Here is a 25,687-nt window from a genome sequence, read left to right as displayed (position 1 = left end):
GTCACTGCGGCAGGCGGGACGGGGGCGCGCCGCATCCTCTAGGCGCCGGGCCGTGCACGGAGGTGTCCCTCTTCTCACGGCGTTCTCACGGCGCCGGCCGGGCGCAGACGTGCCGAATCACGTAACGCCGAGCCGCGCACGGACGTGCCGCATCCCATGTGGGCGGTCGGCCGGGCGGGGACGTACCGCACCCCCACGACGTCGGGCCGCGGGCGGACATGCCCCCGTTCCCGCGGCGGCGAGCCGGTTGTGGACGCGGTGCCAACGAGCCGTGGACCGTCTGCCAACGACATACCGCCCGCACCTGTCGCATGCTGGTGATCAACCGCGGCACGGTTGCCCGCGGCGCCGGTGGCCGGGCCAGGACTGCGGGGGAGTCCTGGCCCGGCTCCGTTACGTCCCCCGGGTGATCGAGTGGTGACGGTCCGGGCGCGGGCGTACGGTCGAACGGTGGATCCGACCCTGGGCACCACCGTCCACGGTCATCTCCCTCCAGCCCGCTCCGGGCGGGCGACACGACGTCATGACCAGTGCTCCGCAGCCGACCCCCGCGACCGAGACCACCGCCCCGCAGAACGGCGGTGGCGGACACGCGATGGCGCTGCTGGTCATCGCCTCGTGCCAGTTGATGGTGGTCCTCGACATCACCATCGTGAACATCGCGCTCCCGGACATCCAGCGCGCCCTGGACTTCTCCACCACCAGTCTGTCGTGGGTCGTCAACGCCTACACGCTGACCTTCGGCGGGCTGCTGCTGCTCGGCGGCCGGGCGGGCGACATCCTCGGCAGACGGCGCGTGTTCATCGTCGGCGTGCTGCTGTTCGTCCTCGCCTCCCTGCTCGGCGGACTCGCCCAGAACGAGGCCCAACTCCTGTCCGCGCGCGCCCTCCAGGGCGTCGGCGGGGCCATCGCCTCCCCGACCTCCCTCGCCCTGATCAGCACCACCTTCCGTGAGGGACCCGAACGCAACCGGGCCTTCGGGGTGTTCGCGGCGGTCTCGGCGGGCGGCGGCGCGATCGGCCTGCTCGCCGGCGGCATCCTCGTCGAGTACCTGAACTGGCGGTGGGTGCTGTTCGTCAACGTCCCCATCGGCCTGCTCATCGCGCTCGCCACGCCCCGCTACATCAAGGAGTCCGAACGCCACCCGGGCCGCTTCGACCTCGCGGGCGCCTTCACCTCCACCGTCGGCATGGTGCTGCTGGTGTACGGCTTCATCAGAGCCGGACAGGACGGCTGGCGCGACGCCCTCACGCTCGCCTCGTTCGGCGCGGCGGTCGTCGTCCTCGCCGTGTTCATCCTGATCGAGCGGCGCTCCCGGCAGCCGATCACCCCGCTGCACATGTTCGCCGACCGCAACCGGGCGGGCACGTACGGCATCATGCTCTGTCTGGCCGCCGCGATCTTCGGCATGTTCTTCTTCCTGACGCTCTTCGTCCAGAACGTGCTCGGGTTCAGCCCGCTCGCCGCGGGTTTCGCGTTCCTGCCGGTCAGCGCGGTCATCGCGGTCGGCGCCGGACTTGCGTCGCGGTTCCTGCCGACGTACGGCCCCAAGCCCTTCATGGTCGGCGGCGCGATCCTCGCCGCGGCCGGTCTGGGCTGGCTCACGCTCACGAACGTCGACTCCACCTACGCGGGCAGCATCCTCGGCCCCATGCTCGTCTTCAGCCTCGGGATGGGCATGGAGTTCGTGTCACTGACGCTGATGGCGCTCTCCAACGTCCCCACGCCGGAGACAGGCGCGGCCTCCGGCCTCCTCAACGCGACCCAGCAGGTGGGCGGTTCGCTCGGCCTGTCCATCCTGGTCACCATGTACGGCACGGCCAGTCGCAACGAGGCGAACGACCAGATCCCCGCCTTCCTCGCCCAGGCGACCCCCGCCGAACGCCTGCGCTTCCAGCACACGGGCCAACTCCCGGCCCCCTGGTCCGACCACGTCCTCACCGCCGGCGTCTCGGCCGCCTTCATCATGGCCGCGATCTTCACGGCCCTCGCCGCCCTGATCGCCATCGTGGTCATCCAGGTACGCCCCTCGGACCTGGAACGCCTCCAGGGCAGCCCGGGACCCCCGGGGGTCTGACGGGCTTTGGCCGCTCAGGGCGCCCATGACACCCGTCCGCCCGGCCACGCAGATCAGACCGCTGCACACCTTCTTGCCCAAGTCGCCCTCGTCCGTGCCGACTTGATCACCCCTATGTCGTTGGCGGACGACCTGCGGCAGTTCCTGGAGCTGCTGGAGTCGTCCCTGACACGCTACGTCGCCGATGGTGAACCGGGACGCCTCCAGGAACCGTTCCGCACCCTGGTCGCCGTCGGAGCCGTTCGCCGGTGGATGGTGCCGCCGGGTGCGTACCAGCCCGCCTTCTTCCGGACCGCGCGGCTCGGGTCGTTCGCGTGGGACTCCTGCAAGGCCGCGACCGCGCGTGCGTCGGAGTGGGCGAACTTGCCGACCAGTTCGGCGGCCCTCGAGCGGACCTGTGGGTCGGGGTCCGAGAGGAGGTGGCGGAGGGCGGGTTCGAGGACCTGGTCCGGGCCCGGGGCGCAGGTGTCGCCCTTGCAGCGGTCGCAGGCCAGCGCATGGAACGCGGCGATCCTGACGCGGGCGTCGGGATCGTCCGCCATCGCGACGAGTTCGCCCATCGATCCGGTGTCGACCAGATGATCGAGAAGGCGGCAACAGCCCTCACGCACCGCGGGATCCGCGTCACGCAGGCCGACGCGGATCGCGCTCACCGCACGCTCCCCGCGCCGCAGCAGCTCGCGGTACGCCGCCACCGTGCGCTGGGGGTCACCCAGGCACGAGACGAGCGCCTCGTCGTCGGTCCTCACGAATCCGAGCATGCCCTCAGTCTCGACTCGTACGGATAATCCGGGCAAAGGGTTTTTCCCGCCCGGATTCTCCGCAGTTCACCGGTCCCTGTCCCGGTCCCTGTCCTTGTCCCGGTCCCTGTCCCTGTTCCTGTCCCGGTCCCTGTCTCCGTCCCGGTACCGGTCCCCATCCCCGTCCCGGCGCCGCAGCACCACGCTCCCCTCCTCCACCCGCGCGGCCATCGCGAAGTCGTGCACATCCGCCTCCAGGCACAGCGCCGTGTCCCCCGGGTGGACCCCGGGGTAGCCGCGCCGGACCCCGTCGGCGATGTCGGCCGCGGCGGCGGACGCGGCCGCGCGGTGCAGATACGGCACCGGGTCCGCCGTACATCCGACGGGCCCGGCGGCCAGCTCGGCGATGTACCGGGCGCAGGCGAGGTCCTCCTCGGCGCGTCCGCCACCGCCGGTGATCAGGTACGTCACCTGCCGGGGGCGTACCGCACGCAGTACGTCGGCGGTCGCCGCGGCCACGGTGAAGCCGGCGCACAGCAGCAGCGGCGCGTCGCGCGCGGCGAGGGTGCCGACAGTGCCGTTGGTCGTCTTCTGGACGAGGGTGCGTCCCGTCAGGTCCAGGGACCGTACGAGAGCGGGGGAGTTGACGGTGTCGAAGCCCGGCTCGGGCGGTCCGTCCTTGAGCGTGAGCCAGTCCGGGTGAACGGACTTCAGGGCACGGGCCTCCTCCAGCGACCCGGCCAGGACGATCCGCTCGGCACCTCGCGCGAACGCCCAGGAGGCCGTCGTGAAGGCGCGCAGCACGTCGATCACGACGACCGCCTCGGGGGCCCCGGACCGCGCGCCGTCCCATTCCGCTGTCCCGATGAAACGTTGCTCCATCCCGGCATCATCCACCCGACCGGCGCCCCAACAAGGCACCGCTGCACGCCTCTTGACCCTGTGTGAGAGCCCGGCATAACGTTCCGGCGTTTTGAGAAGGTGATTGAAACGATTCAATCACTCACTCTCGTGGTCACCACCCTGGGGAGCATCCTGTGCCGGAGAGCGTCTCGTCGCGCGGTCCGTCCCGCCGTACCGTCCTGGCCGTCGGCCTCACGGCGGGAGCCGTCGCGGCGGCGGGGCCGGGATCCGCCGCCGCAGCAGGGGCGGGAGCGCCGCAGACCGCCCACGGCCCCGGCCCGTCCGCCGACTGGTTCGCCGATCCGGTGCGCGGCCTGCGCCCCCGGTTCCGCTGGTGGTGGCCCGACGGTCTGGTCGACGCCGACGAGATCGCCCGTGAGGTCGACGCGATCGCCGACGCCGGGTTCGGCGGTGCCGAGATCGCCGCGGTCCACCACAGCGTCAAGGACAAGTCGGTCCTCGACACCGCCCACCACGGCTGGGCGAGCCGGCCGTGGCGCGAGGGTGTCGAGGCGGCCCTGCGCCGCGCCGCCCGCCGGGGCCTCACCCTCGACCTCACACTGGGCCCCAGCTGGCCCGTCGCCGTCCCCGGCCTCACCCCGGACGACGAGGCCGCCGCCCGCGAACTCGTCCTCGGCCGCGTGCAGTTGACCGCCGGAGCCCGTTACGAGGGACCCGTGCCCCCGCCCGGCCACGCCCCCGCGAGCGGCGTGAACCGCCAGACACTCTTTGCCGTGCAGGCCGCCCGGATCGAGCCCGCGTACTCCACCCGCAAGGAGACCGGCCTCGACCCCTCCAGCGTCCGCGACCTCACCGCGACCGTCACCGACACCGGCCTCGCCTGGACCGCGCCGGACGACGGCGACTGGGTGCTGATCGCCTACTGGCTGCGCGGCTCGGCCCAGCAGCCCGAGTCCGGCCCCCACTCCGCGCCCGCCGCCTACGTCGTCGACCACCTCAGCGCGGCCGGCACCGCCGCCGTCACCCGGTTCTGGGAGCGGGAGATCCTGACGCCCTCCCTGCGCTCCCTGCTGCGGGCGGCCGGCGGCGCCTTCTTCGAGGACTCCGTGGAGCTGGAGACCGCCGGGCCGGCCTGGACTCCCGCTCTGCCCGAGGCCTTCGAGAAGCACACCGGACGCGCCCTGCTGCCGTATCTGCCCGCAGTGATCCTCGACGGCTCCAACCAGGTGTTCGCCTTCGAGGCCCAGCTGACCCGGCAGATCCGGCACGACTTCTGGGAGACCGTCTCCGGCCTCTTCAACCGGCACCACGTCCGCGCCCTGCGCGACTGGGCCCACTCCCTGGGCATGGAACTGCGCGCCCAGCCCTACGGCCTCCAGACCGACGCCATCGCCTCGGCCGCGATCCTCGACATCCCCGAGGGCGAGTCCCTCGGCTTCAAGAACCTCGACGACCACCGCTGTCTGGCCGGCGGCCGGGACATGGCCGGGCAGACCGTGCTGTCCTGCGAGGCCGGCGCCTACAACGGGTCGGCCTACAGCACCACGTGGGACCGCTTCCTGCGCACCATGGGCGGCGCCTACGCGGCCGGCGTCAACCAGACCGTCGTCCACGGCTTCTCCTACGCCACCGTCCCCGGGGCGAGCTGGCCCGGCTTCGCCGCCTTCAGCCCGTACAACGGCACACCCGGGTACGGCGAGTCATGGGGACCGCGCCAGCCGACCTGGCGCCATCTGAACGACATCGCCGACTACCTGGGCCGCGTCCACACCGTCCTGCAGTCCGGCACCGCCCGCGCGGACGTCGCGATCCTCCGCCAGACCGGCTACACCGCGACCGGCATCGGCGCCTCCTGGTTCACCGCCACCGGGGTCCCGCTCGGCTGGACCCACCAGTTCCTCAGCGGCCCCCTGCTGAACCTGCCGAACGCCACCGTGCGCGGCGGGCGTCTCGCCCCCGACGGCCCCGCCTACAAGGCCCTGTTCGTCGAAGGGGACTTCTTCTACGGCTCCACCCCCACCCTCGCCCTCACCGACGCCCGCCGACTGCTCGCCCTGGCCCGCGCCGGACTACCCGTAGTCCTGCTGGGCGCCTTCGACCAGGCGCTCACCCCCGGAGTGCCGGACGAGGGCGAGACGGAAGGGCTGCGGGAGATCCTCGCCCGTCTGCTCGCCCTTCCCACCGTCGTCCGCGTCACCGACAAGGCGGCCGTCGGTGACGCCCTCGCCGGGCTGGGCGTCACCCCGGACGTGCGCCACGCCACCGCGTCCACCCTCCTCAACGCCCACCGCGCCACCGGGGACGCCGACTTCTACTACCTCTGCAACGGCAAGCACGCGGAGACCGTCAAGCCGCCCGTGGCCGCGATCGACCACGACGTCACGCTGCGCCGCACCCGGGGCCGCACGGGCGTGCCGTATCTGCTCGACCCCTGGACCGGCCGGGCCGTGCGCCTCGCCCGCTACACCGAGGACGGCGACGACGTCACCCTGCGGGTCGCCCTCCAGCCCGGACAGGCCGTGATCGTGGCACTCGGCCGCCCCGGCCTCTTCGGCGACCGCCAAGGGAACCGCCCGCATGCCGTCAGCACCGATGCCCCTGAAGTCCTCTACACGGAGAGGGGGTTGACGATCCGTGCGGCCGCGCCCGGCACGTACACCACCCGGCTGTCCACGGGGCGCACCGTCACCGCCACCGTCGCGTCCGTGCCCGACCCGATCACCCCGGAGCGCTGGGACCTGGAGGTCGAGGACTGGTCGCCGGGAGCCGGTCCGACGCAGACCGAACGCCTGCGCCGCACCCTCGCGCTCGACACCCTGCTGCCCTGGTCACGCATCCCCGACCTCGCCGACTCCGCCGGCATCGGCCGTTACCGTACGACGGTCACCCTGCCGGACGACTGGACGGCCGCCCACGACGCCCGGCTGGAGCTCGGCCAGGTCAGCGACACCGTACGGGTCACGGTGAACGGGACACGCGCCCCGGCGGTCGACCGGCTCCACCCCGTGGTGGAGGTCGGCGCGCTGCTGCGCCCCGGCCGGAACCTGATCGAGGTGGAGGTCGCGACCCCGCTCGTCAACCGCCTCAGGGTCGCGCAGCCCGCCGTCTTCGGTACCGTCGCCCGCCAGGACCACGGACTGTCCGGGCCGGTGCGGCTGGTGCCGTACGCCCGCCGGGTGCTGTCCTGACCGAAGGGGCGCGTCAGCGGCCGGGCCGCCCCTTGCCGATGCGGTGCAGGACGGCCTCGGCCATGGCGGCCTCGCCCTTGGCGTTGGGGTGGGCGGGAGCCGCCGGGGAGGCGGGCCGGAGCGGTTCGATCCAGCGGTCCGCCGCGGGCTTGCACATGTCGTGCCCGACGGTCGGCCCGTAGGTGTCGACGTACTCCGCCCGGCTCCCGTACGCCACCAGACGCAGCATCAGGTTCAGGCGCTTCTCGGTGTCCCGGAGGTAGGGGAAGTCCCCCGCCGCGAAAGGCACCGAGGGGGCGCAGCCGCTGCCGTCGTCGGGCAGGAGGTCCGGATAGCCGACGACGAGCACCCGCGCGTGCGGCGCCCGGCGGTGCACGTCCCGCAGCACCTGGGCCACCTTGGGCGCCGTCCGGGCGATCGTGACGCTCAACTGGTCGACCCCGGAGGCCCCGTAGTACTTCTGGCAGGGGCTGCCGGCCGGGTCCTGCGCGGCCAGCGCGGCGCAGGTCCCGATGATGGTGCCGAAACCGACGTCGTTGCCGCCGATCTGCACGGTCACCAGGTCGGTGTTGCGGCCCACCGCGTCGAGCTGGGGACCGTTGGTGCCCTGTGCCTTCCACATCTCCGCGGTCGTCGCCCCGGAGCAGCTGACGTCCTTGAAGGGTGTGGTACCGAGCCGCGCGGCCACGAGCGACGGGTAGTTGTGGTCGGACCGGGCGCAATTCGCGTCCGTCTGCTGGGGGATGAGGGGACCGGAGGTGTACGAGTCCCCGAGGGCCACGTACGCCTTCGACTTCCCGCCGCCCCCGCCCCCGCCCCCGTGTGCCGCCGCGGGCACCGCCGATGCGGCGACCAGGGCACAACCACCCAGGACCGCAAGGAAGGTGACCCCTCTGCGACGCTGTCCGACCGCAGCCTCTCCGCGTCCCTCGCGCTGCATCACAGCTCCTCCCCCTCCGAGCCCGTCCGGGCCGGCGCCGGCGGCCCGGACGGCCGCCGTGCTGTTCGACGGAGTTTGTATACCGCCCGGTAGCCCGCCAGGGCCAGAGGTGGGAAGGACTGTGTTCGCGCGTCTGTACGGGATGCCGAGGGGCCGGGGCCCGCGGGGGCGAGCCGTCCGTCACGGGATCAGCCGCCGGCCGAGGTCACCCGCTGCCGGGCCGGTGCCATCGCCCAGCGGATCGTCGCGGTCGTGGCGCGGCCGAGCGGCAGCAGGCAGACGTCCTCGACCAACGGCAGCCTGGGCAGCCGCAGTTGCTCGGAGGCCCAACGCGGCAGCAGCGCCACGGCGTTGGCGGCGAGCACCCCGTAGGGGAGCCGGGCGACGAGCGGTACCGGAGGGTGCAGCAGCAGGAAACGCGCGGCCTCCCGGGCCTGTGCGGTGACCGCCAGCTCGGGACGGTACGCGGCCAGCCGCTCCGCGAGTTCCGCCCGGTCGCGGGGCGGGTCGGGGACGCCCAGCTCCCGCGCGACCCGCGCCATGTCCTCGACATAGCCGTCGCACTCGTCGTCCGACAGGGGACGCGCGCCGTAGCGCTGATGGGCGCGCAGGAAGCTGTCCGTCTCGGCGAGGTGCACCCACCCGAGCAGATGGGGATCGGAGGCGTGGTACGGCTCTCCGTCCGCGGTGAGTCCCCGCACCCGCTCGTGCACCGCCCGCACCCGGGCGCACGCCTGCTCGGCGTGTTCGGCGGTGCCGTATGTCGTCGTGGCCAGGAAGGTGCTCGTGCGCTGGAGCCGGCCCCAGGGGTCGCCCCGGTATCCCGAGTGGGCGGCGACGGCGGCCATGGCGAGCGGATGCAGCGACTGGAGGAGCAGCGCGGACAGACCGCCGATGAACATGGAGGCGTCCCCGTGCACCCGGCGGACCGGACGCTCCGGTCCGAACCAGCGCGGGCCGGGCGTGCCGTGGATACGGGCCCGGCGGCGGGCGCCGTCCGGCCCGGCGACGCGGCTGAACAGGCCCTCGCCCAGACGCTCACGGGGGCCGCGGCCCCCGGCTTCGGCCGGTCTCATGGGTGCCGTGACCTCCTCGTCGCCGCGGGGGCGCCCGTCGCCGCCCACCGCCCGGAACCGCGTCCTCCGCGGCCATGGCCCAAACGGTTCGAAGTGCCTATATTTCTTTCTACCTCCGCCGGGTCCGCAGATGCGAAGGGCGTCAGAGGGCGTCGAACGGCGTCGTCGTGCGGCCGGGCTGCCCTGCGGAGTCGGCGAAGCGGTCGCCGGAGGTGCCGATGAACTCCTTCCCCTCCTTGAACTGGCGTGAGGCGGCGGCCTGCCGTTCCGAGGACCCCGAGCTGTTCTTCCCGATCGGTGAGGACGGCCCGTCCCGGCGGCAGATCGAGCAGGCGCGGGCGGTCTGCCGCAGCTGCCCGGTGATGCGCGCCTGCGGGACCTGGGCGGTCCGGCACGGCGAGCGGCACGGGGTGTGGGGTGCGATGACGGCCGGGGAGCGCCGCGGTCTCCGGCCGAGCCGGCCGCCGGTCGCCGGGCCCTGACCGGATGCCGCTCGGCGGGACCCGTCCGTGTGCCGCTCGGCGGGCCCCGCCCGTGTGCCGGTCAGGCGCGCACACCGCGCAGCAGATGGCCGACCAGGCTCGTCGCGAACTCCTCGGTGAGGGGCGGTCCGGGCAGCAGCAGCCGGTGGTAGCAGGCGCCCCAGAGCTGATCCACGAGCACCTCGGGATCGACGTCGGCCCGCAGCTCCCCCTGCTCCCGTGCCCGCCCCATCCGCCGGACCGCCAGTTCCCGGCGCGGGAGGGAGTAGCGCTGCGCCAGGGCGGCGGCGAGGTCCGGGTCGGTCTGGGCCTGGCCGATCAGTTCGGCGATCACCCGGCCGGCCGGGGTCCCGGTGAGCACCCGGACGAACGACCGCAGCTGTGCCGTCAGGTCGGCCTCCAGATCGCCGGTGTCCGGGAAGGCGAGCGCGGACTCCACGGCGTGGAAGTAGCCGTCGAGCGCGAGCGCCCCCTTCGACGGCCACCACTTGTAGATCGTGGTCTTGCTGGCACCGGCCCGCTCGGCGACACCCTCGATGGTGAACGCGCCCATGCCCCCTTCGAGCAGCAGGGCACCGGCCGCGTCGAGGACGTCGGCGCGCACCTCGTCGGCGGGCCGTCGTCCACGACCGCGCCGAGCGGGTCGGGCGGGCCGTGCCGACTGTGCTGACTCCGTCATACGGCGCCGTCCTCCCGTGTTTCGTCCGATCGGCCCACCCTGACATATGGACGCGGCGTTCACCACATGTTTATATGGACGCATCGTTCATTAGTGAGTGGGAGGCAAGGACCATGTCCGAGACCCGGACGGGGAGCGAGACCGAGACCGAGACCAAGCGGACCCCTGCGCGGGTCGCCCTCGTCACCGGTGCCTCCGGTGGCATCGGCCGGGCCGTCGCCCGGCGGCTCGCCGCCGACGGGATGGCCGTCGGCGTGCACTACGCGGGCAACAGGGCCGCGGCGGACGAGACCGTCGCCGCCGTCGAGGCGGTCGGCGGCAGCGCGGTCGCGGTCGGCGGGGACGTCGCCGACGAGGACGCGATGACCGCGGCGTTCGACGCGGTGGAGCGGGCCTTCGGCGGCATCGACGTCGTGGTCCACACCGCGGGCGTCATGATCGTCGGCCCGGTCGCCGCGTACGATCTCGACGCCTTCGACCGTCTGACGCGGACCAATGTGCGCGGCACGTTCGTGGTGGCCCGGGAGGCGGCCCGGCGGGTCCGTGCCGGAGGCGCCGTCGTCACCTTCTCCACCTCCGTGACCCGGCTGGCCTTCCCCGGCTATGCCGCCTACGCGGCGAGCAAGGGGGCCGTGGAGGCCATGACGATGGTGCTCGCCCGTGAGCTGCGCGGCCGGGACGTCACGGTGAACGCCGTCGCCCCCGGGCCCACCGCCACCCCGCTCTTCCTGGAGGGCAAGGACGAGGAGGCGATCGCGCGCCTCGCCGCGCAGCCCCCGCTGGAGCGCCTCGGCACCCCGGAGGACATCGCCACCACCGTGGCCTTCCTCGCCGGCCCGGGCCGCTGGATCAACGGACAGGTCCTGTTCGCCAACGGGGGCATCGCCTGAGCGGTGGCGGCAGCCGCCGGTCGGCGTTCCCGCTGCTGGGAGCCATTTTTCATACCGCGAGGCGCGACACGCTGCGGCCGTCACTCACACGGGTTGTCCTCGCGGCGGATCCGCCGCCCACCCGCATGCCCTGGACATATGCGGAGCAGCATCCGGCCATGGAGAATCCCGCATCCGACAGTTCGCCCGAGGCCACCGCGGCCCGGCGCGGACCCGCGGCCGTCCTCACCGCGGACTTCACCTCCACCAGCCAGTGGGTGGCGGGGCGTTCGTGGGCGTATCCGAACGGCGGACCGATCAATCCCGACGACAACAAACTGGACTACCTGGTCTCGGATCCCGCCTACTCCCGGTCGGGGACGTTCCGGGCCACCCGTCGCCGCGACGGGAGGTGGAACGCGGGTCTGCTCACCACGGAGGGGAGCGAGGAGGCCTTCACCGTCCAGACCGGTGACGTGCTCGATGCACGGGTGAGACTGCCGTACGAGATGGGGGCCTGGCCCGCGATCTGGACCTGGCGGGACGGCGACCAGGAGATCGACGTCTTCGAGTACCACCCCGACAACCCCGATCTGCTGGAGCTGAGCAACCACGTCCGCGGCGGCGGTTTCTACTACCGGGACCCGGCGATCCGCCCCGGCGCCTGGATCGACCTGCGGGTCGAGTTCGGCAGACGGTCCGTCGTCTGGTGGGTCAACGGCCGGCAGGTGTTCGTCGACCGGCGGGGGGTGGGCCGCGGCTGGTACGCGTACCTGATCGTCAACCTGTCGGTGTGCGCGGGCCGGTACCACCCACCGCCCGAACCCGGGGTCACCGAGATGTCGTACGAGGTGTCGCGCCTCGTGGTCATGCGTCCGCCCTATCTGCTGGAGGAGGACGACGACGAACCCGAGTGCGCGGAGGGGACCGAAGGGGCCGGGGAGGTGGAGGCCGAAGGTGATCCGGTATGAGCCGGCGGGCCGCTAGTCCGGCGTGTCGGCGTCCAGGATGCCGCCGAGCTCCGCCACCAGCGCGGGCATCTCCCGGCGGAACGCGGCCAGGTCCAGGCCCTCGTCCGCCATGACGGCGAGCAGCGCGCGCTCCCCGACCGCGGTGACGATCACATGCCCGGCGCTGCACTGGGCGCTCATCTCGCGCAGGGTGCCGGTGGAGGCCTGGTCGGCCAGGCGGCGTCCGAGGGACAGGGTGGCCGCGGCGACGGCGGCCATGGACTCCGCGTGTGTCTTGCTGACGTCACTGGCGACCACCAGCCCGTCGACGGTGGCGAGGGTGCTTTCGGTGACACCCATCACCTTGTCCCGCAAGGAGATGAGGATGTCGTTCACGGGGTCGCTCATGTTGTCTTCTTCCTGGTGAGCGGTGCGGGCGGGGACGGGACGGGCGCGACGGGGGAACCGGCCGGGTCAGGCGCGGTGTCCGGGGGAGGCCGGCGGGGAGTCGGCGCGGCGCGGCAGGCGCCGGGGGAGTCCGGTCGTCGCGGGGACGGGCGGGGCGGCGGCGGGGGTACGGGGCGCGGTGCTCGGGCGTCCGGCGGCGCCCGGCGGGGTCGCGTACTCGACGAGTCGCAGCCCGAGCAGATGCCGGAGGTCGAGCAGGACGGCGAACAGTCCGCGGCCCAGCGAGAACGCGAGGTCACGGGGTGTCCGGCGACCGTCGACCGCGGTCAGGAGGTCCAGGTGACGGGGGGAGAGGCGGGCGGTGGATTCCGGCAGGCCGGCGGAGGAGGTCGGGTGGACACGGTCACGGGCGGACCGCGCGATGGTGCCGGGCTCCTTCTCCAGCATCCCGAAGCGGCGCGTCGTCTCGGCGACCAGGCGCTCCGGAGGCACCCCGGCTCCGGCGTGCAGCACGGGGACGGGATCGCCGACCTCCCAGTCCGCCGGCCGGTTGAGGGACAGGGCGAAGGCCGCGTCGAACAGGGCGCCCAGGCAGACGACCTCCAGCTCCCCGGCGCCGATCAGCCCGGCGGCGACCAGCTCCCGCGCCAGATGCTCGTGGGTGCTGTCGGTGGCGCGGACGGCCGTCCACGCCTCCTCCGTGAGGCGGCCGGACTTGAGCAGGATCGCCTCGGCCCCGGGAGCGCCCGGAGTCTCCATGGCGACCACCAGGCCCTCGCGGACGTGCAGGGTGCCGCCGGGACTGCCGGTGACGGAGACGGTGCAGGAGCGGCGCTGCGCGTGCAGGCCGGACAGAAGGGAGGGGAGGTTGCGGGGGGCGGGGGACTTCTCGGCGTCGTCGTTCCGGCTCATGCCAGCAGCGCGTCCGCGTGCCGGGTGAGGTCCTGGAGCACCCAGGCCAGGTTGGTCCGGTCCCGGTCCACGGTCGCGCACAGCAGGACCGGATCGCGGTCCCGGGCGACGCTCAGGGTCACATGGTGTGTGCTCGGGGTGGTCACGACGATGCTCTCCAGCTCGTCGGCGCATCCCGCCTGCCGGAGACCGCCGTCGGCGAGACCGACGAGGTCGTGGGCGTCCTGGCTCGCGCCCGTTTCCCCCAGCGAGGCGTAGGAGAGGCCCGTCACCGAGTCCACCACAGCGGCACCGGCGATGCCGGGCGTCTGCAGAACTCGGGTGAGGGCGGTCTCGAGTAGAGCCATTGGTTGCCCCTTCGCTTGCCCTGCCGAGCACAGTACTTTATTTGCCAACTATCGCAAGACTGGCCAAAGATGTGCTCGTTCGATATCAACGCTTCCAGGAATAACACTGGCTGTCGTTGTAAACGATCAACACCGGTCGGTCTGTACGGAAATGAGGCACCAGCGTGAACATTGAGAGCACGCTCAAGGAAGCGATGAGCATCGAGGGTGCCCTGGGGGTGGCCCTCGTCGACTACGAGAGCGGGATGTCGCTCGGTATCCTGGGCGGCGGGCCCCAGCTGGACCTGGAGCTGGCCGCGGCCGGAAACACCGAGGTCGTCCGGGCCAAGCAGCGCACGCTGAAGTCGCTCGGTCTGCAGGAGGAGATCGAGGACATCCTCATCACCCTCGGCACGCAGTACCACTTGATCAGGCCCCTGGCCCGGGCGCGCGGCGGGCTCTTCCTGTACCTCGCGCTGGACCGCGGCCGCAGCAACCTCGCCCTCGCCCGGCACCGGCTCAAGGCGCTGGAATCCGAACTCGAGATCTGAACCCGGTAACAGACGGACCCCCGCACCACGGAAGTGGTACGGGGGTCCGTATCCGAGCGCCGGGCAGGCCTTGCACCTGCATTTCCCCGCAGGAAGCGGGGCGTCTTTCCTTGGACCACCAACGCATCACCGAGGAACGGCAGTTCCGCTCTTCAGCTCTGGCCTTAGCTTAGCGCATAGTTGCGGCATCGCTGCACCATGAAACCGGAGTCAAAGTCTCCGATTTGTCACGGACGAGCATCCATGGTCTTCGGCAAGGGCCGAACCGGGGACAATGCGATGATGTCGCCGACACCGGTTTCGCTGCGGGGCCGTCAGGCGACGTCACGGCAGCGCCGATCCGCCCGCCGGATCGGTGCCGTGTCCGAAGCCGTTCCACCGCGTCGGCCCGTCCGACCGTCCACGAAAGCAGAGCCACCGTGTTCTCCGTCTTCGACGACACGCCGATCTACCACCGCCTCGTCAGTGAACGCGGCGACATCCCCGCCCAGGTGCGCGGCGAGGCCGAACGCATCAAGCGCGACCTGGACCGCGTCATGGCCGGCGGCCCCTCGATCAGCCCCGGACTGCCCGCACCCAGGGGTTTCTTCTCCTGACCCCCGGACCGCGACCCATCTCGAAGCGCGAAGGGGGAACAGCATGAGCGAGGGCGACGTCCTCACCGCGCCCCGTCCGCTGACGCTGCCCGACGGCCGGCCCGCGGCGGCGGCCTGGACCCTCGACCCCGGCCTGCGCCACCTCAACCACGGCTCGTTCGGCGCGGTCCCGGGCGTGGCGCAGGAACGCCAGAACACGCTGCGCGCCGAGATGGAACGGGCCCCCGTCGTCTGGTTCCCCACCCTGCCCGCACGGCTCGCGGCCGCGCGCACGGAGATCGCCGGCCGGCTGCGCACCGACCCCGAGGACCTGGCGCTCGTCCCGAACGCCAGCGCCGGGGCCAGTGTCGTTTTCGCCGCGCTCGCCGACCGGCCCGGCGGGGACATCGTGGTCACCGACCACGGTTACGGCGCCGTCACCATGGGCGCCGAACGGCTCGCCCGCCGCTGGGGCGGCCGGGTGCGCACCGCACGGGTGCCGCTCGCCGCCGACGCCGACCAGGCGCACCGGGCCGTGCTGGCCGAGGTGGACGATCAGGTCGCGCTCATCGTCCTCGACCAGATCACCTCCGCCACGGCCCGGCTGCTGCCCGTCGAGCGCGTCGCCGCCGAGGCGGCACGTCGCGGCATCCCCCTGCTCGTCGACGGCGCGCACGCCCCCGGCCTCCTCGCCGCGCCCCTCGCCGGCCTCGACTGTGACGCCTGGGTCGGCAACCTGCACAAATGGGGCTGCGCACCGCGCGGTTCGGCCGTACTCGTCGCCCGCGGCCCCCTGCGGGACGACCTCCACCCGCTGATCGACTCCTGGGGCGCGTCCGAGCCCTTCCCGGACCGCTTCGACCACCAGGGCACCCTCGACGCCACCGGCGCCCTGGCCGCGCCCACCGCCCTGCGGTTCATCGACGACACCTGGGGCTGGGACACGGCCCGCCGCTACATGGACGACCTGGCGGAGTACGGCGCCCGGGTCGTCGCGGACGCCTTCGCCCGCTCCGGGACCCCGTCCGAACCGGTCGACGTGGGCATGCCCGTCCCCGGGATGCGCCTGGTCCGCCTGCCCGGCGGTCTGGGGGCCGACCGGATCGCGGCCGACGCGCTCCGCGACCGGGCGCCCGCCGAACTGGGCGTCGAGGCCGCGTTCACCAGCTTCGACGGCCTCGGCTACCTCCGCCTGTCCGCCCATGTCTACAACACGCCCGAGGACTACGAGCACTTCGCCGAGACCTGCGTACCGGTCGTGGAACGCTGGGCCCGCGAGCCGTCCGGCTAGCGCGGACACCGACTTCCGGTACCGGAGCGGCCCGTTCGGCCCCGTCCCGGCCGCCGAGGCACCCACCTTCGTCGCACCCGCACCGACCATCGGCCGACTGCGCGCGCCTCCTCGCCCCGACACGGTGGAGGCATGGAGAAGACCGAAGGGATCAGCCGGGCCCGCTTCCTGGGCGGGGCCGCGGCGGTAGGTGCGGCCGCCGCACTCGGACCGGCGGGAGCCGCCCGCGCCGCCGCAGGGCGCCGTGGACTGCGGCACCGCGGTGTCGTCTACACCGTGGGGGAGGGCGAGACCCCGGCGACCGCCTGGAACGCCCGCCGGATGCGCGCCGACCTCCGGGCCGTCCGACACGACCTGCACGCCGACACGGTCGACGTCACCGGCGACGGCGTGGAACGCCTCCGGGCCACGGCGTGCGAGGCGGCCGAACACGGACTGCACCTATGGCTCCAGCCCACCCCGGCGGACATCCCGCAACGCGACATCCTCGAACACCTCGCCGAGACCGCCCGCTTCGCCCAGCGACTGCGCCGCCAAGGGGCGAGCGTCGACCTGAGCGTCGGCTGCGAGTTCCAGCTGTTCGTGCCCGGCATCGTCCCCGGCGACACCGTGCTCGACCGGGTCCATGCCCTCCTGACCGGCGCCTACGACCCCGTCGTCACCCGGCGCAGACTCGACGCCTTCACGGCCCGCGCCGCCCGCACCGCCCGCTCCGTCTTCGACGGCCGCCTCTCCTACGCCGCCGCCGAGGACGACCGTGTCGACTGGTCCCTGTTCGACGTGGTCGGCATCGACTACTACTCCGCCCATCGACGCCCCGCCGACCATGTGCGCGAGCTCCGCCGCCATCTGCGCCACGGCAAGCCGCTGGCCATCACCGAGTTCGGCACCTGCGCCTACCGCGGCGCCCCCGAGGCCGGCGGCATGGCCTGGGACGTCGTCGACCTCGACAAGCGGCCGCCGGAGATCAAGGGCCACCTCGTGCGCAGCGAGCGCACCCAGGCCGACCACGTGGTCTCCCTGCTGCGGGTCTTCGAGTCGATGGGCCTGTACGCGGCGATGGCCTTCGAGTTCGTCACCCCGGACGCCCCGCACCGGGCCGACGACCCCCGCCACGACCTCGACCTGGCGAGCTACGCCCTCACCCGGACCGTCCAGGACCGCCCCGGCGACCCCCGCTCCGACTGGCACTGGGAACCCAAGCAGGCCTTCCACGCCCTGGCCCGCCACTACGCGGCCGCCGCCCGTGGCCGCCGACCCGCTACGGACAGTCGTACGTGAAGACCGCCCGCGCCGTCCTGGCGCCCGGGGACAGCACCCGCAGCTCCGCCGTCGCCGCGTAGTGGCCCTGTCCCTGGAAGGTCCACAGCAGATGCACCCGCACCTCCCGGCGCCCCTCGGCGACCGTGGCGTGCAGGACGTCGGACCGGGTGCCGTCGTTGCGGACCCAGCGGTAGGAGAGCCGGCCCGCGTGCCCGTCGGTGCGGACGACGCCCACGACGTCCGCCGTCGCGTCGCAGCCGGTGCTGTCCCGCTCGGCCGCCGCCGAGACGCCCCTCACCGAGAGGCCGGGCGTGTCGTACTGCCGCCAGAGCAGGAACAGGACGGCGGCGACCAGCACCAGCGCGGGCAGCGCGTGCCGGCGCAGCCGACGGTGCCGACGTGCCGGGGGCGCGGCGGGCACGGTCACCGTGTGCACCCCGTCCGCCGACCCCGCGGTCGCGCCCGGCCGGGCGGTGACGCCCGGCCCGAACCGCAGCACGGTCCCGTCGACCCGCCCCCGCGGAACGGCCTCGCCGCCACCTGAACCGGCCCCCGCCACCGCCGTACGGTCGTCGGAGCCCGGGGCCGTCAACGCCGTGCCGTGTTCGGCCCGGTGGTCCAGCACCGCCGTACCGTGCTCGGCGCGGTGGTCCAGCACCGCCGTACCGTGCTCGGACCGGTCGTCCAGCACCGCCGTACCGTCCGCCGCCCCGGGGGTCATGACCGCCGTGCGGTCGTCGGTCGCGGGGGTGATCACCGCCGTGGCGTCGTCGGACCGTGCGTGCACCACGGTCGTGCCGTCCTCGCCGCGTTCGACCCAGAAGCTGTCCAGGGCTGTGGCGCTGTAGTCGTCCCGGTCGTAGTCCTCGTGAGGCGTGGTCATCGGAGCTGGCACCCCCGGGTCAGGAGTTGCTGGGAGGCGCCGCCGTCCGCGGAGGCGGGGCTGGTGGAGGCCTGCACGGTCCAGTAGCAGCCGGTTCCCTGGAAGGTGTGCTCGACGGTCAGCGTGTACTGACGGGCACCACTGCGCCGGTACGACTCACTGCCGTCCGCGGTCCCCGCCTGTCCGGCCGCGTTGCCGGTGAACCAGGCGAGGGTGATGGTGACGGGGCCCGTGCCGTCCGCGGTGACCGTGATCGTGGTGGTGGCGGTGGTGGTGCCCGTCTGCCGGAAGGAGGACACCGTGACGTCCTTGACGGCGGTCGTGGCGGACGGGGACGGCGACGGGGACGGGCTGCTCGTCGGGCTCGCCGAATCGCTCGGGGCGGGCGCGGACCAGGAGGTGTCCGGTGAGGCCGACGGGTCGGTGGCGACCGCCGACGGCGAGGCGGACCCGTCGTCGGCCGACTCCGACGGAGAGGCGCTGGGCGGTGCGGAGGACGCGGATGCCGACGGCGAGGCCGATGCCGATGCCGACGCCGTCGGCGGCGGGCCCGTGTCGGACACCTGGCTGGGACTGGTCGTGGCCCGCGCCCGGGTCTCCTGCCGGGAGGCCGCTCCCGCGCCCTGGCCGACGCCCTGGCCCAGGAGGAGCGCGACGAGCACGGCGGCCGCCGCCACGGCCGCGCCCGGCAGGGTGGGCCGCCACGGGCGCAGCCGCCCGCCGGAGGCGTCCCGGCCGAGCACGGTGCGCGCCTCGTCCTTGATGGTGCTCAGACCGGACCCGGTGCGGCCCGAGGGCAGGAGGAAGAGCAGCGACGCGACGAGGGCGGCGAGCCGTCCCCGGCCGCGCTCCTCCCAGTCCTCGCCGTACTGCCCCACGGCGGCCCGCTCCAGGTCCGCCACGAACTCCGCCGCGTCCGGGGGGCGTTCGGCCGCCGTCTTGGCCAGTCCCCGGCGGACCAGGGCGCGCACGGCCTCGGGCACCTCCTCCACCGGGACGGGGTCCTCGGCGTGCTGCACCGCGAGCTGGGCCATGTTGTCGCCGGGGTAGGGCTTGTGGCCGGTCAGACACTCGAAGAACGTGGCGGTGGCCGCGTACACGTCCCCGGCGGGGGAGGCCGGCGCACCGGTCCACTGCTCCGGCGCCATGTAGGCCGGCGTGCCCGCCACGCCCGCGCTGAGGCCGGCGTCCACCGCGATCCCGAAGTCGACGAGCTTGGACGCGCCCTCCGGGGTGACCAGGACGTTCGCCGGCTTGTAGTCGCGGTGGACCACACCGGCCCGGTGGGCGTCGGCCAGACCGAGCAGCGAGCCCTTCAGGACGGCCAGCGCCGACTCCGGCGTCAGGGGACCCTCGCGGGCGAGCAGGGCCCGCAGGGACACGCCGTCCACCAGCTCCATCACGATGGCGGCGCCCTCGGTGCCCTCCACGTACTCGTAGAAACCGGCCACGTACGGGCTGTGCAGACCGCCGAGCAGTTCCGCCTCGGCGCGGAAACCGCGCAGGAAACCGGGGCGCGTCCGCAGCGACTCGCTGAGGTACTTCACGGCCACCGGTACACCGGTCGGCTCGTGCAGGGCGAGCACCACCCGCCCGCCGGCTCCGGAACCCAGTTCCAGGGACTCGGAGTACCCCGGTACGGCCCATGTGCTCATCGCCACCCCCTCTCCACGGCGCGCCCGCGCCTTTCCGGCCCCGGGAACGCTCGGGCCACGGCTGCTGAGACACGTTTTCGGCCACCACGGTTGCACTCCCCGCCGTCGATCGCGAGAGGGCCGGGCAACATCGCACCCGTGTGCGATAGTGGGGCGCCATGCTTCCCACGGCGCCCGACCGTCCGCACCGCACGCGACACAGGGGCAGGTTCGCCCCGGGCGTCCTCGTCGCGGCCGGTCTGCTGTTCCTCGCCGGCTGCGAGGACGTCCTGGGCCCGCCGCCCCCGCCCCCGGACGGGCCGTCCTCCGTCACGGCCTGTGTGACGGATGCGGGTGAACTGATCGCGGACCTGAACGACGACGGCCGCGCCGACCGGGTCGCCGACCCGACGCACCAGGGTGCCGGCCTGACCGTCACCTTCGGGTTCGGCACACCGTACGAGAACCGGGCCGGGCGGCGCGCCCTCGCCGATCACTCGGGGACCCATCAGAACTACGTCCGGGCCGTGGTGGCCGACTTCGACCGGGACGGCTGGAGCGATCTGGTGGTCGTCGCCGGCCGCAATCAGCTCGGCGACGACCCGATCCCCCCGAACGTCGCCGAACTGCGCTTCGGCCCCTTCTCGAACACCGGCCGCGCCCGCCGGATCCGGCAACTGGACCTCGGCCCCACCAAGGAGATCGAGGTCGCCGACTTCGACCACGACCGCTACCCCGACCTCTCGGCCTACACCTACACCGGCGACGGCGTGTACGCCTGGGAGGCCCGCCTGGGCGACCCCGACCGCGGACTCGGCACCGACACACGCGAGTTCACCGTCGACGACACGGGCCGGGCGGACCTGGCGACCTTCCCGGCCACCGGCCTGGACCGCTTCTATCCCCGCTGCTGATCCGGTTCGCCCGCCAGCAGTCCGACGAGCGCGTGTACGGCGTCGGCCGCGACCGGAGTGGTCAGTATCAGCACGGGATCGGGCTTCCGGAACGCGAGCCCGCTCCAGGCCAGGAAGACGGTGCCGTTTCCGCCGCCGTCCCGGTCCGAGGCGCAGCAGAGGAATCCCGCGGCCTCCCGCACGTCCTCGCGTCCGCCGGGCGTCCACAGCGGTGGTCCCTCCGTGAACCGCAGACAGTGGTGGCTGAACGACGGATACCACCGGCTCAGCGCGCTCGCCCGCGCGGCCAGCAGCAGTTCCTCGGTCGCCGGAGGAAGCCAGGAGGCGGTGCGCCGCACCTCGGAGTCGAGCGCCCGCGCATTCTGGTGTGCCCAGTCCCAGGCCTCGTCCAACGGCCATGCGCCGCGCTGCGTCATACCTCTCAGTATGGACAAAGCGCCGCATCCGGGAAGACCTTCCCGTCGCGCCGCAACAGTAATGTCACTGTCGTGTTGAAGAATGCGCGGAACAGAGATCAACTTCGCTCCAACGGGGTAGACGGTGTACAGCCGTTGTCCCTGAAAGAGGTTCCCGCCCATGCCGCCCGCCGACGCTCCGCGCCTGTCCGACTCCCCTCGCCGCAACGCCCCGCTCACCCGGGCCGAGGCGGATGTTCTGCGGATCGTCAGTGATGCGGGCCATCCCGTCTTCGTGACCGTGCATACGAACGGGCGGCACCGGTACAGCTATTGGCGGCCGCTGGACTCCGTCACCGGCAAGGGCGGCTGCTACGTGGCCCTGCCCACCGCCGAGTGCGACCAACTGCGCGCCACGGGCCGGATAACCCTGGGCGAGCCCGTCTCCGACCGGAGCCGCACGACCTACCGGGTGCGTGCCGTACGGCCCCAGGCGGCGCCCATGCGGGTCCAGGCCCCGCCCGTGACCCCGCCCGTGCCGGCCACCGTGCCGGTGCTCGCGGCACGGCGCCGGGCCCGCGCCGCCTGACCCGCGCCGCCTGACCCGCGTCAGCGGGGCACGTCGTCGGGGGAGGCGGGGAGGGCCTCGAGCCGGGGGTCGGCCAGCAGGTCGGCGATCAGCTCCGGCGACCCGCCGACGTAGGTGCCCACCAGGTCCACGTCCCCGCCCACGCACCAGGCGCGGTCCTCGGGCCACCACAGATCCGGCAGCTCGGCGAACGCGTCTGCGGAGACCGGTGAGAGCACCTCGCCGAGGGACCCGGAGAGCAGCACCTCGTCCCGGCCGGGGGTGGGGAACGTGGGCACGCCGGTGAAGTCCCGGCGGCCGTACCCCTCCCACAGCCCGAACCAGCAGTGCTCCGGCGTCCGGGTGTGCCGGGCCAGGAGCGGGACGAGGGCCCGCGCCACGACCGGCGGTGTCGGCCCCTCGTCGGGAGGCTCGTCCCACACGCCGGGCAGACCGTGCTCCGACCCGTCGTGGTGGGCGCGGTCCACGCCGACGAGCCGGTGCCACTCCGCCCCCGCCCCGACCGTCCGCCCGTACGCGGCGGCCGCCCGCGACCACCGCACCGGCCGCCCGTCGAGGGACGCCGGGTGCAGGACCCGTACGTACGCGGCGAAGCCGGGCGCCGCCACCCCGGCCACCGTGCCGAAGCCGCCACCGCCCCGCCCCGGCGCGCGCCGGGTCAGCCACGCGACCGGACCGGTCTCCCCGGTGCACACCCGCAGTCGGCCGTAGTACTCGGGAGCGGGATGCCGTTCCCCTGGTCGCGCACGGTCCATCCGGCCAGTCTGCCCGGCCGCTCCCCGGGGCATTGTCAGTGGTGGCAGGCAGGATGAAGGACATGACGACACCTGGTGCAGTTGCAGAGATCGCGGACGCCGAGACCTACGCGCGTGCGGTGCGGGACGCGGTGCGGGCGGCCGCCGCCTACTACACGGGCGGTACGTCGGACCTGGACGACGACGCCTACGACCGACTGGTACGGGCGATCGCCGCATGGGAGGCCGGGCACCCCGGGGACACGCTGCCCGACTCGCCGACCGGAAAGGTCGCCGGAGGCGCCGCCGAGGGGGACGTGCCGCACACGGTCGCGATGCTCAGCCTGGACAACGTGTTCTCGCCGCAGGAGTTCACCGCCTGGACCGCCTCCCTCGCCCGCCGCGTCGGCCATGACCTCACCCGGTTCAGCGTGGAGCCCAAGCTCGACGGTCTCGCGATCGCCGCCCGCTACACCGAGGGCCGCCTCACCCGGCTGATCACCCGCGGCGACGGGACGGCCGGGGAGGACGTCTCGCACGCGATCGGCACCATAGAGGGCCTCCCGGACCGCCTCACCGCACCCGTCACCGTCGAGGTGCGCGGCGAAGTCCTCATGACCACCGCCCAGTTCGAGCACGCCAACGAGGTGCGCACGGCCCACGGCGGACAGCCCTTCGCCAACCCCCGCAACGCCGCCGCGGGCACCCTGCGCGCCAAGGACCGCGCCTACACCGTCCCCATGACCTTCTTCGGCTACGGCCTGCTGGCCCTGCCCGCCACCGAACCGGCCCTCGCCGCCTCCCTCGCCGACGCCGCGCACAGCGACCTGATGACCCTCACCGGCTCCTACGGCGTGAACACCACCGCCACCACCGCCGTCCCCGGCACCACGGCCGCCGACGCCGACGCGGTGCTCGCCCGCGTCCAGGAGATCGCCGCGCTGCGCGCCGAACTGCCCTTCGGGATCGACGGGATCGTCGTCAAGGCCGACCTGGCCGCCGACCAGCGGACCGCCGGCTCCGGCTCGCGCGCCCCGCGCTGGGCGATCGCCTACAAGCTCCCCGCCGTCGAGAAGATCACCCGTCTGCTGGCGGTCGAGTGGAACGTCGGCCGCACCGGCATCATCGCCCCGCGCGGCGTCCTCGAACCCGTCGAGATCGACGGCTCCACCATCACCTACGCCACCCTCCACAACCCGGCCGACATCACCCGCCGCGATCTGCGCCTCGGCGACCACGTCATGGTCCACCGCGCGGGCGATGTCATCCCCCGCATCGAAGCCCCCGTCGCCCATCTGCGCACCGGCGACGAACAGCCCATCGCCTTCCCCGAGTCCTGCCCCCGGTGCGGCGCCGGCATCGACACCGGTGAGCAGCGCTGGCGCTGCGAGAACGGCCGCAACTGCCACCTCGTCGCCTCCCTCTCCTATGCCGCCGGGCGCGACCAGCTCGACATCGAGGGCCTCGGCCACACCCGGGTGGTGCAGCTGGTCGAGGCGGGCCTGGTCGCCGACCTCGCCGACCTGTTCACCCTCACCCGGGACCAGCTCCTCGGCCTGGAGCGGATGGGGGAGACCAGCAGCGACAACCTCCTCACCGCGCTCGGCAGAGCCAAGGAACGCCCGCTGTCGCGGGTGCTGTGCGCCCTGGGCGTGCGCGGCACCGGCCGCTCCATGTCCCGCCGTATCGCCCGCCACTTCGCCACGATGGACGCCCTGCGCGCCGCCGACGCCGAGGCGGTCCAGCGGGTCGAGGGCATCGGCACCGAGAAGGCCCCGTCCATCGTCGCGGAACTCGCCGAACTCGCCCCGCTCATCGACAAGCTCGCCGCGGCCGGCGTCAACATGACCGAGCCCGGCGCCACACCGCCGTCCGCCGCGGCCGCCGCCCCGGAGGGCGACGCCGACGCCCCGGCCGCGGCCGGTCCGCTGGCGGGGATGGCGGTGGTGGTCACGGGGGCGATGACCGGCCCGCTGGAGAAGCTCAGCCGCAACGAGATGAACGAACTGGTCGAGAGGGCCGGGGGCCGCGCGTCCTCCGGCGTCTCCGGGAAGACCGCGCTGGTCGTCGCGGGAGAAGGCGCCGGCTCCAAGCGGACCAAGGCCGAGACCCTCGGCATCCGCCTCGCCACCCCGGACGAGTTCGCCGTCCTGGTCGCGGACTTCCTCGGGTGAGGGTGGGCTCCGCACGGACCCGGCTCGTCCTGCTGCGCGGGAACTCGGCCTCCGGGAAGTCCTCGGTCGCCCGGGACCGGCCGGGTGCGGCGAACATCGGCCTCGCCCGGTACGCCACCAAGCCGCTCGCCCGCGAGGCCGGCGAGCGCGAACTGCGCCAGTGGTACCGGGAGCTGGATCTGCTGCCGGGCGGAGTGGAGACCGTCATCGGCGCCGAGAGCGGTCTCCCCGAGACCGTCGACCGGATCATGCGGGACACCGGTCTGGACGGCGTCCCGGCCCTGGAGCCTTGAGGGCGGCGGCCGTTCAGCGCGGCGGCGCGGTCTCCAGGAGTGCGCGGGCCGCGCGCAGGGCGGGTGCCTCCGTCTGCGCGGCCACCTGACGGAAGGTCTCCTGGGCCGCGCGGGCCGGCCAGGCGGGCGGCAGATGGCGGGCGGGGAGCCGGGGGTCGGTGCGGATGGTCCACAGCCATTCGCTGACCAGCCGCAGCCGGGTCCCGATCGGATCCTCCCCGGAGCCGGCGCCCAGGTGTGCGGTCCAGCGCTTGTCGAAGGTGACGTACCGGGCGGCGATGGACTCCAGGTCCCAGGTGTCGCGGATCATCAGCTCGATGTCGGTGGCCTGGCCGGCCCGTGCGTGGAAGATCTTGACGTGGTCGGCGAGACCCAGCTCGTCGACGACGGCGGACACGTCGACGTCGCCCGGGGCGATCCAGAGCCCGCTGTACAGCGCGCCGAACCCGGACCAGGCGAGCCGGGAGCGCAGATCGTGGCGCTGGCGCTTCCAGGAGTCGGGGAGGGAGAAGCCCAGCAGGGTCCAGGAGCCGTCCCAGTCGTCGTTGACCGCGCCCTGCCGCCAGATGCGGGTGCGGCCGTCGTGCAGGATGCGCGTGGCGTGCGGGGTCAGGCCGAAGTACATCCGCCGGCCCTCCCGCTGCCGCCGGAGCAGACCCCGGTTGACCATGCGGGTCAGGGTGGACCGTACGGCCTGCTCGCCGACCCCGACCCGGCCGAGGACGTCGATGATGCTGCCCGAGTACACGCAGAGGTCGCCCTCCTCCAGCACGTGATTGCCGAAGAAGGCGAGCATCAGCGACTGCGGGCGCGACTGCGGGGCCTCCGAGGCGTCGCCGTCCGCTGGGTCCGGGGTGTCGTCGTGCGAGGTGTCCGGGAT

The 25,687-nt window shown here is 73.4% G+C and carries 26 protein-coding genes; 13 read left to right on the top strand and 13 right to left on the bottom strand.

The window, feature by feature from the left end; genetic code table 11:
- Positions 1 to 523 precede the first annotated feature (523 nt).
- Positions 524 to 2,077: an MFS transporter gene (locus ABZ490_RS20900; RefSeq protein ID WP_358992062.1), complete on the top strand. Its 1,554-nt coding sequence runs from the start codon at positions 524 to 526 to the stop codon at positions 2,075 to 2,077.
- Between the two features lie 173 nt (positions 2,078 to 2,250).
- Here the strand turns inward: ABZ490_RS20900 and ABZ490_RS20895 are convergent, their stop codons facing one another.
- Together ABZ490_RS20895 and ABZ490_RS20890 are read right to left on the bottom strand one after the other, a co-directional pair.
- Entirely contained in the window at positions 2,251 to 2,838 is a 588-nt protein-coding gene (locus tag ABZ490_RS20895; RefSeq protein ID WP_358992060.1) for a HEAT repeat domain-containing protein, read from the bottom strand.
- 66 nt (positions 2,839 to 2,904) lie between these two features.
- The gene (locus tag ABZ490_RS20890; RefSeq protein WP_358992058.1) at positions 2,905 to 3,699 is read right to left on the bottom strand and encodes a 2-phosphosulfolactate phosphatase; all 795 of its coding nucleotides are present in this window, start codon (positions 3,697 to 3,699) and stop codon (positions 2,905 to 2,907) included.
- A gap of 155 nt (positions 3,700 to 3,854) precedes the next feature.
- Here ABZ490_RS20890 and ABZ490_RS20885 point away from each other — a divergent pair, with 155 nt between their 5' ends.
- Positions 3,855 to 6,869, top strand: coding sequence for a glycosyl hydrolase (locus ABZ490_RS20885; RefSeq protein ID WP_358992056.1), 3,015 nt, complete (start codon positions 3,855 to 3,857; stop codon positions 6,867 to 6,869).
- A 13-nt stretch (positions 6,870 to 6,882) separates the two neighbouring features.
- On the opposite strand, the gene ABZ490_RS20880 is transcribed toward ABZ490_RS20885, so the two are convergent.
- Together ABZ490_RS20880 and ABZ490_RS20875 are read right to left on the bottom strand one after the other, a co-directional pair.
- Positions 6,883 to 7,809, bottom strand: a complete 927-nt coding sequence (locus tag ABZ490_RS20880; RefSeq protein WP_358992054.1) for an SGNH/GDSL hydrolase family protein — start codon at positions 7,807 to 7,809, stop codon at positions 6,883 to 6,885.
- Positions 7,810 to 7,997: 188 nt separating this feature from the next.
- On the bottom strand, positions 7,998 to 8,885 hold the full coding sequence (locus ABZ490_RS20875) for an oxygenase MpaB family protein (RefSeq protein ID WP_358992052.1): 888 nt from the start codon (positions 8,883 to 8,885) through the stop codon (positions 7,998 to 8,000).
- 218 nt (positions 8,886 to 9,103) lie between these two features.
- Between ABZ490_RS20875 and ABZ490_RS20870 the strand changes: the two genes are divergently transcribed.
- Entirely contained in the window at positions 9,104 to 9,367 is a 264-nt protein-coding gene (locus tag ABZ490_RS20870; RefSeq protein ID WP_358992050.1) for a WhiB family transcriptional regulator, read from the top strand.
- 61 nt (positions 9,368 to 9,428) lie between these two features.
- Here the strand turns inward: ABZ490_RS20870 and ABZ490_RS20865 are convergent, their stop codons facing one another.
- Positions 9,429 to 10,046 carry a TetR/AcrR family transcriptional regulator gene (locus tag ABZ490_RS20865; RefSeq protein ID WP_358992049.1) on the bottom strand — a complete coding sequence of 206 codons (618 nt, stop codon included), beginning with the start codon at positions 10,044 to 10,046 and terminating at the stop codon, positions 9,429 to 9,431.
- A gap of 113 nt (positions 10,047 to 10,159) precedes the next feature.
- On the opposite strand from ABZ490_RS20865, the gene ABZ490_RS20860 reads away from it, so the two are divergent.
- Together ABZ490_RS20860 and ABZ490_RS20855 are read left to right on the top strand one after the other, a co-directional pair.
- Entirely contained in the window at positions 10,160 to 10,936 is a 777-nt protein-coding gene (locus ABZ490_RS20860) for an SDR family oxidoreductase (protein WP_358992048.1), read from the top strand.
- Between the two features lie 158 nt (positions 10,937 to 11,094).
- Complete coding sequence (locus ABZ490_RS20855) at positions 11,095 to 11,886, top strand: beta-glucanase (protein WP_358992046.1); 792 nt, start codon at positions 11,095 to 11,097, stop codon at positions 11,884 to 11,886.
- A 12-nt stretch (positions 11,887 to 11,898) separates the two neighbouring features.
- Here the strand turns inward: ABZ490_RS20855 and ABZ490_RS20850 are convergent, their stop codons facing one another.
- The 3 genes from ABZ490_RS20850 to ABZ490_RS20840 all read right to left on the bottom strand — a co-directional run bounded on the left by ABZ490_RS20850 (position 11,899) and on the right by ABZ490_RS20840 (position 13,532).
- On the bottom strand, positions 11,899 to 12,273 hold the full coding sequence (locus ABZ490_RS20850; RefSeq protein WP_358992044.1) for a roadblock/LC7 domain-containing protein: 375 nt from the start codon (positions 12,271 to 12,273) through the stop codon (positions 11,899 to 11,901).
- Between the two features lie 66 nt (positions 12,274 to 12,339).
- The gene (locus ABZ490_RS20845) at positions 12,340 to 13,185 is read right to left on the bottom strand and encodes a hypothetical protein (protein WP_358992042.1); all 846 of its coding nucleotides are present in this window, start codon (positions 13,183 to 13,185) and stop codon (positions 12,340 to 12,342) included.
- Positions 13,182 to 13,532, bottom strand: a complete 351-nt coding sequence (locus tag ABZ490_RS20840; RefSeq protein WP_358992040.1) for a hypothetical protein — start codon at positions 13,530 to 13,532, stop codon at positions 13,182 to 13,184. The genes ABZ490_RS20845 and ABZ490_RS20840 overlap by 4 nt, the downstream gene beginning before the upstream one ends.
- A gap of 164 nt (positions 13,533 to 13,696) precedes the next feature.
- On the opposite strand from ABZ490_RS20840, the gene ABZ490_RS20835 reads away from it, so the two are divergent.
- The 4 genes from ABZ490_RS20835 (at position 13,697) to ABZ490_RS20820 (ending at position 17,209) form a co-directional block, all read left to right on the top strand.
- Positions 13,697 to 14,062 (top strand): hypothetical protein, encoded by a 366-nt coding sequence (locus tag ABZ490_RS20835; protein WP_358992038.1) that lies wholly within the window; start codon positions 13,697 to 13,699, stop codon positions 14,060 to 14,062.
- Positions 14,063 to 14,481: 419 nt separating this feature from the next.
- Entirely contained in the window at positions 14,482 to 14,658 is a 177-nt protein-coding gene (locus ABZ490_RS20830; protein ID WP_199844660.1) for a hypothetical protein, read from the top strand.
- A 43-nt stretch (positions 14,659 to 14,701) separates the two neighbouring features.
- Positions 14,702 to 15,928 (top strand): aminotransferase class V-fold PLP-dependent enzyme, encoded by a 1,227-nt coding sequence (locus tag ABZ490_RS20825; protein ID WP_358992035.1) that lies wholly within the window; start codon positions 14,702 to 14,704, stop codon positions 15,926 to 15,928.
- Between the two features lie 132 nt (positions 15,929 to 16,060).
- Positions 16,061 to 17,209, top strand: a complete 1,149-nt coding sequence (locus ABZ490_RS20820) for an abortive phage infection protein (RefSeq protein WP_358992033.1) — start codon at positions 16,061 to 16,063, stop codon at positions 17,207 to 17,209.
- Here ABZ490_RS20820 and ABZ490_RS20815 read toward each other — a convergent pair.
- Together ABZ490_RS20815 and ABZ490_RS20810 are read right to left on the bottom strand one after the other, a co-directional pair.
- Positions 17,190 to 18,074: a hypothetical protein gene (locus tag ABZ490_RS20815; RefSeq protein WP_358992031.1), complete on the bottom strand. Its 885-nt coding sequence runs from the start codon at positions 18,072 to 18,074 to the stop codon at positions 17,190 to 17,192. The genes ABZ490_RS20820 and ABZ490_RS20815 overlap by 20 nt on opposite strands.
- Positions 18,071 to 19,729, bottom strand: a complete 1,659-nt coding sequence (locus tag ABZ490_RS20810) for a serine/threonine-protein kinase (protein WP_358992029.1) — start codon at positions 19,727 to 19,729, stop codon at positions 18,071 to 18,073. The genes ABZ490_RS20815 and ABZ490_RS20810 overlap by 4 nt, the downstream gene beginning before the upstream one ends.
- A gap of 158 nt (positions 19,730 to 19,887) precedes the next feature.
- Between ABZ490_RS20810 and ABZ490_RS20805 the strand changes: the two genes are divergently transcribed.
- The gene (locus tag ABZ490_RS20805) at positions 19,888 to 20,622 is read left to right on the top strand and encodes a VCBS repeat-containing protein (RefSeq protein ID WP_358992027.1); all 735 of its coding nucleotides are present in this window, start codon (positions 19,888 to 19,890) and stop codon (positions 20,620 to 20,622) included.
- On the opposite strand, the gene ABZ490_RS20800 is transcribed toward ABZ490_RS20805, so the two are convergent.
- Positions 20,607 to 21,038: a hypothetical protein gene (locus ABZ490_RS20800; RefSeq protein WP_358992025.1), complete on the bottom strand. Its 432-nt coding sequence runs from the start codon at positions 21,036 to 21,038 to the stop codon at positions 20,607 to 20,609. The genes ABZ490_RS20805 and ABZ490_RS20800 overlap by 16 nt on opposite strands.
- 160 nt (positions 21,039 to 21,198) lie before the next feature.
- On the opposite strand from ABZ490_RS20800, the gene ABZ490_RS20795 reads away from it, so the two are divergent.
- Positions 21,199 to 21,606 carry a hypothetical protein gene (locus ABZ490_RS20795; RefSeq protein ID WP_358992023.1) on the top strand — a complete coding sequence of 136 codons (408 nt, stop codon included), beginning with the start codon at positions 21,199 to 21,201 and terminating at the stop codon, positions 21,604 to 21,606.
- A gap of 20 nt (positions 21,607 to 21,626) precedes the next feature.
- Here ABZ490_RS20795 and ABZ490_RS20790 read toward each other — a convergent pair whose 3' ends face one another.
- On the bottom strand, positions 21,627 to 22,361 hold the full coding sequence (locus ABZ490_RS20790; protein ID WP_358992021.1) for a hypothetical protein: 735 nt from the start codon (positions 22,359 to 22,361) through the stop codon (positions 21,627 to 21,629).
- 62 nt (positions 22,362 to 22,423) lie between these two features.
- Here ABZ490_RS20790 and ligA point away from each other — a divergent pair, with 62 nt between their 5' ends.
- Both ligA and ABZ490_RS20780 read left to right on the top strand, forming a co-directional pair.
- Positions 22,424 to 24,514: an NAD-dependent DNA ligase LigA gene (gene ligA / locus ABZ490_RS20785; protein WP_358992019.1), complete on the top strand. Its 2,091-nt coding sequence runs from the start codon at positions 22,424 to 22,426 to the stop codon at positions 24,512 to 24,514.
- Complete coding sequence (locus tag ABZ490_RS20780) at positions 24,511 to 24,807, top strand: hypothetical protein (RefSeq protein ID WP_358992017.1); 297 nt, start codon at positions 24,511 to 24,513, stop codon at positions 24,805 to 24,807. The genes ligA and ABZ490_RS20780 overlap by 4 nt, the downstream gene beginning before the upstream one ends.
- Positions 24,808 to 24,820: 13 nt before the next feature.
- On the opposite strand, the gene ABZ490_RS20775 is transcribed toward ABZ490_RS20780, so the two are convergent.
- Positions 24,821 to 25,606 carry a PaaX family transcriptional regulator C-terminal domain-containing protein gene (locus ABZ490_RS20775; protein WP_358992189.1) on the bottom strand — a complete coding sequence of 262 codons (786 nt, stop codon included), beginning with the start codon at positions 25,604 to 25,606 and terminating at the stop codon, positions 24,821 to 24,823.
- Positions 25,607 to 25,687 lie beyond the last annotated feature (81 nt).

It is taken from the genome of Streptomyces sp. NPDC005811 (genome assembly GCF_040630405.1).
Taxonomy (GTDB): Bacteria; Actinomycetota; Actinomycetes; order Streptomycetales; family Streptomycetaceae; genus Streptomyces.
This window is presented reverse-complemented; position numbering and strand designations above follow the sequence as displayed.

Coding starts and splice junctions, on each gene's coding strand:
- ABZ490_RS20805 (WP_358992027.1), top strand. CDS start 19,888: ATGCTTCCCACGGCGCCCGACCGTCCGCACCGCACGCGACACAGGGGC.
- ABZ490_RS20890 (WP_358992058.1), bottom strand. CDS start 3,699: ATGGAGCAACGTTTCATCGGGACAGCGGAATGGGACGGCGCGCGGTCC.
- ABZ490_RS20845 (WP_358992042.1), bottom strand. CDS start 13,185: ATGAGCCGGAACGACGACGCCGAGAAGTCCCCCGCCCCCCGCAACCTC.
- ABZ490_RS20880 (WP_358992054.1), bottom strand. CDS start 7,809: ATGCAGCGCGAGGGACGCGGAGAGGCTGCGGTCGGACAGCGTCGCAGA.
- ABZ490_RS20815 (WP_358992031.1), bottom strand. CDS start 18,074: ATGACCACGCCTCACGAGGACTACGACCGGGACGACTACAGCGCCACA.
- ABZ490_RS20865 (WP_358992049.1), bottom strand. CDS start 10,046: ATGACGGAGTCAGCACAGTCGGCACGGCCCGCCCGACCCGCTCGGCGC.
- ABZ490_RS20840 (WP_358992040.1), bottom strand. CDS start 13,532: ATGGCTCTACTCGAGACCGCCCTCACCCGAGTTCTGCAGACGCCCGGC.
- ABZ490_RS20875 (WP_358992052.1), bottom strand. CDS start 8,885: ATGAGACCGGCCGAAGCCGGGGGCCGCGGCCCCCGTGAGCGTCTGGGC.
- ABZ490_RS20825 (WP_358992035.1), top strand. CDS start 14,702: ATGAGCGAGGGCGACGTCCTCACCGCGCCCCGTCCGCTGACGCTGCCC.
- ABZ490_RS20795 (WP_358992023.1), top strand. CDS start 21,199: ATGCCGCCCGCCGACGCTCCGCGCCTGTCCGACTCCCCTCGCCGCAAC.
- ABZ490_RS20860 (WP_358992048.1), top strand. CDS start 10,160: ATGTCCGAGACCCGGACGGGGAGCGAGACCGAGACCGAGACCAAGCGG.
- ABZ490_RS20790 (WP_358992021.1), bottom strand. CDS start 22,361: ATGGACCGTGCGCGACCAGGGGAACGGCATCCCGCTCCCGAGTACTAC.
- ABZ490_RS20800 (WP_358992025.1), bottom strand. CDS start 21,038: ATGACGCAGCGCGGCGCATGGCCGTTGGACGAGGCCTGGGACTGGGCA.
- ABZ490_RS20810 (WP_358992029.1), bottom strand. CDS start 19,729: ATGAGCACATGGGCCGTACCGGGGTACTCCGAGTCCCTGGAACTGGGT.
- ABZ490_RS20895 (WP_358992060.1), bottom strand. CDS start 2,838: ATGCTCGGATTCGTGAGGACCGACGACGAGGCGCTCGTCTCGTGCCTG.
- ligA (WP_358992019.1), top strand. CDS start 22,424: ATGACGACACCTGGTGCAGTTGCAGAGATCGCGGACGCCGAGACCTAC.
- ABZ490_RS20820 (WP_358992033.1), top strand. CDS start 16,061: ATGGAGAAGACCGAAGGGATCAGCCGGGCCCGCTTCCTGGGCGGGGCC.
- ABZ490_RS20870 (WP_358992050.1), top strand. CDS start 9,104: ATGAACTCCTTCCCCTCCTTGAACTGGCGTGAGGCGGCGGCCTGCCGT.
- ABZ490_RS20900 (WP_358992062.1), top strand. CDS start 524: ATGACCAGTGCTCCGCAGCCGACCCCCGCGACCGAGACCACCGCCCCG.
- ABZ490_RS20850 (WP_358992044.1), bottom strand. CDS start 12,273: ATGAGCGACCCCGTGAACGACATCCTCATCTCCTTGCGGGACAAGGTG.
- ABZ490_RS20855 (WP_358992046.1), top strand. CDS start 11,095: ATGGAGAATCCCGCATCCGACAGTTCGCCCGAGGCCACCGCGGCCCGG.